The sequence below is a fragment of the Halomonas caseinilytica genome (assembly GCF_001662305.1).
Lineage (GTDB): Bacteria > Pseudomonadota > Gammaproteobacteria > Pseudomonadales > Halomonadaceae > Halomonas > Halomonas caseinilytica.
Map to the genome: position 1 here is coordinate 1 of NZ_BDEP01000036.1, position 3,362 is coordinate 3,362.

The following is a 3,362-nucleotide window of genomic DNA, read 5'->3' on the forward strand; positions in this document are numbered from 1 at the left end:
ATAAAAAAATCCCCCGGGAGTACCGGGGGATTTTTCATGTAAGTGCCTGACGATGACCTACTCTCGCATGGGAACTCCCACACTACCATCGGCGCTGAGCGGTTTCACTGCTGAGTTCGGCATGGGATCAGGTGGTGCCCACTCGCTATGGTCGTCAGGCGAAAAAGTCAATGCAATCCTGCTGACGATACGTCTCGTGCGTACCCGGCGTCGTCTGTCATCCAGACTCCTTGGGTGTTATATGGTCAAGCCTCACGGGCCATTAGTACCGGTCAGCTCAACGCCTTGCAGCGCTTCCACATCCGGCCTATCAACCAGCTCGTCTTGCTGGACCCTTCAGGAGGCTCGAGGCCTCGGGGAGATCTCATCTTGAAGGAGGCTTCCCGCTTAGATGCTTTCAGCGGTTATCCCGTCCGACCTTAGCTACCCGGCAATGCCACGGGCGTGACAACCGGTACACCAGAGGGTCGTCCACTCCGGTCCTCTCGTACTAGGAGCAGCACTTCTCAAATCTCCAACGCCCACGGCAGATAGGGACCGAACTGTCTCACGACGTTCTAAACCCAGCTCGCGTACCACTTTAAATGGCGAACAGCCATACCCTTGGGACCGACTTCAGCCCCAGGATGTGATGAGCCGACATCGAGGTGCCAAACACCGCCGTCGATGTGAACTCTTGGGCGGTATCAGCCTGTTATCCCCGGAGTACCTTTTATCCGTTGAGCGATGGCCCTTCCATACAGAACCACCGGATCACTAGAACCTACTTTCGTATCTGCTCGACGTGTCTGTCTCGCAGTTAAGCACCCTTATGCTCTTGCACTCATTGCACGATTTCCGACCGTGCTGAGGGTACCTTCGTGCTCCTCCGTTACACTTTGGGAGGAGACCGCCCCAGTCAAACTACCCACCACACACGGTCCTCGATCCGGATAACGGACCTGAGTTAGAACGCCAATGATGCCAGGCTGGTATTTCAAGGTTGGCTCCACGGTAGCTGGCGCTACCGTTTCAAAGCCTCCCAGCTATCCTACACAAGCAACATCAGCGTCCAGTGTGAAGCTGTAGTAAAGGTTCACGGGGTCTTTCCGTCTAGCCGCGGGTACACAGCATCTTCACTGCGATTTCAATTTCACTGAGTCTCGGGTGGAGACAGCGTGGCCATCATTACGCCATTCGTGCAGGTCGGAACTTACCCGACAAGGAATTTCGCTACCTTAGGACCGTTATAGTTACGGCCGCCGTTTACCGGGGCTTCGATCAGGAGCTTCGCTTACGCTAACACCATCAATTAACCTTCCGGCACCGGGCAGGCGTCATACCCTATACGTCCGCTTACGCGTTTGCAGAGTACTGTGTTTTTAATAAACAGTTGCAGCCACCTGGTATCTTCGACCGCCTTCCGCTCCAGCCGCGAGGGCCTTCACGTAACGGCGGCGTGCCTTCTCCCGAAGTTACGGCACCATTTTGCCTAGTTCCTTCACCCGAGTTCTCTCAAGCGCCTTGGGATTCTCACCCTGACCACCTGTGTCGGTTTGGGGTACGGTCCCACTGTATCTGAAGCTTAGAGGCTTTTCCTGGAAGCGTGGCATCAATGACTTCCAGACCGTAGTCTGTTCGTCTCGTCTCTCGGCCTTGGGGAACCGGATTTGCCTGATTCCCCAGCCTACTGACTTTCACCAGGACAACCAACGCCTGGCTCACCTAGCCTTCTTCGTCCCCCCATCGCAATACAGTGAGGTACGGGAATATTGACCCGTTTCCCATCGACTACGCCTTTCGGCCTCGCCTTAGGGGCCGACTCACTCTGCTCCGATTAGCGTCGAACAGAAACCCTTGGTCTTCCGGCGGGGGAGTTTTTCACTCCCCTTATCGTTACTCATGTCAGCATTCGCACTCGTGATACCTCCAGCAAGCCTTTCGACTCACCTTCATCGGCGTACACGACGCTCCTCTACCGCTCATCCAGAGGATGAACCCGTAGCTTCGGTACCTGGTTTGAGCCCCGTTACATCTTCCGCGCAGGCCGACTCGACTAGTGAGCTATTACGCTTTCTTTAAAGGATGGCTGCTTCTAAGCCAACCTCCTAGCTGTCTAAGCCTTCCCACATCGTTTCCCACTTAACCAGGATTTCGGGACCTTAGCTGACGGTCTGGGTTGTTTCCCTTTTCACAACGGACGTTAGCACCCGCTGTGTGTCTCCCACGCTTGCACTCACCGGTATTCGGAGTTTGCCTCGGGTTGGTAAGCCGGGATGGCCCCCTAGCCGAAACAGTGCTCTACCCCCGGCGGTGATACGTGAGGCGCTACCTAAATAGCTTTCGAGGAGAACCAGCTATCTCCGGGCTTGATTAGCCTTTCACTCCGATCCACAAGTCATCCAAATCTTTTTCAACAGATCCTGGTTCGGTCCTCCAGTTGATGTTACTCAACCTTCAACCTGCTCATGGATAGATCGCCCGGTTTCGGGTCTATTTCCAGCGACTGGTCGCCCAGTTAAGACTCGATTTCTCTACGCCTCCCCTAATCGGTTAAGCTCGCCACTGAAAATAAGTCGCTGACCCATTATACAAAAGGTACGCGGTCACAGGACCTGCCTGCTCCCACTGCTTGTACGCACACGGTTTCAGGATCTATTTCACTCCCCTCTCCGGGGTTCTTTTCGCCTTTCCCTCACGGTACTGGTTCACTATCGGTCAGCCAGGAGTATTTAGCCTTGGAGGATGGTCCCCCCGTCTTCAGTCAAGGTTTCACGTGCCCCGACCTACTCGATTTCACAGGATCAGATTTTCGGCTACGGGACTATCACCCTGTATCGTCGAGCTTCCCAGCTCGTTCGCCTAATCAATCACCTGCTTAAGGGCTACTCCCCGGTCGCTCGCCGCTACTGGGGGAATCTCGGTTGATTTCTTTTCCTCGGGGTACTGAGATGTTTCAGTTCCCCCGGTTCGCCTCGTTGACCTATGGATTCAGTCAACGATACCCATCTTGCGATGGGTGGGTTTCCCCATTCGGAAATGCCCGGGTCGCAGGTTGTTTGCCACCTCGCCGAGCCTTATCGCAGGCTTCCACGTCCTTCATCGCCTCTGGCTGCCTAGGCATCCACCGTGTGCGCTTCATCGCTTGACCATATAACCCGAAGGAGTCTGGTCGCGATGACTCAACGACAATTGCCGGATACGCTTGAGACGTATCTCATGTCCTTTCTTTCGAAAGGAACTGTCAGCAGGATTACATTGTTAAAGAGCGACTGTTCGAAGAACAGTCGGAAGTCATAAGAGTGAAGAAGAAAGAACCTCTTCTATGTCTCAAGACTTGCGACTGGTCTCGTCACATGGACTGTTGGGTGGTGGAGCCTACC

Annotated in this window: 2 rRNA genes; both read right to left on the reverse strand. The window is 54.5% G+C overall.

Annotated features, from left to right (window positions below):
- Window positions 1-44 precede the first annotated feature (44 nt).
- Window positions 45-159, reverse strand: a 5S ribosomal RNA gene (gene rrf / locus A9O65_RS16780).
- Window positions 160-241: 82 nt separating this feature from the next.
- Window positions 242-3,130: ribosomal RNA gene (locus A9O65_RS16785) — 23S ribosomal RNA — on the reverse strand.
- Between the last annotated feature and the right edge of the window lie 232 nt (window positions 3,131-3,362).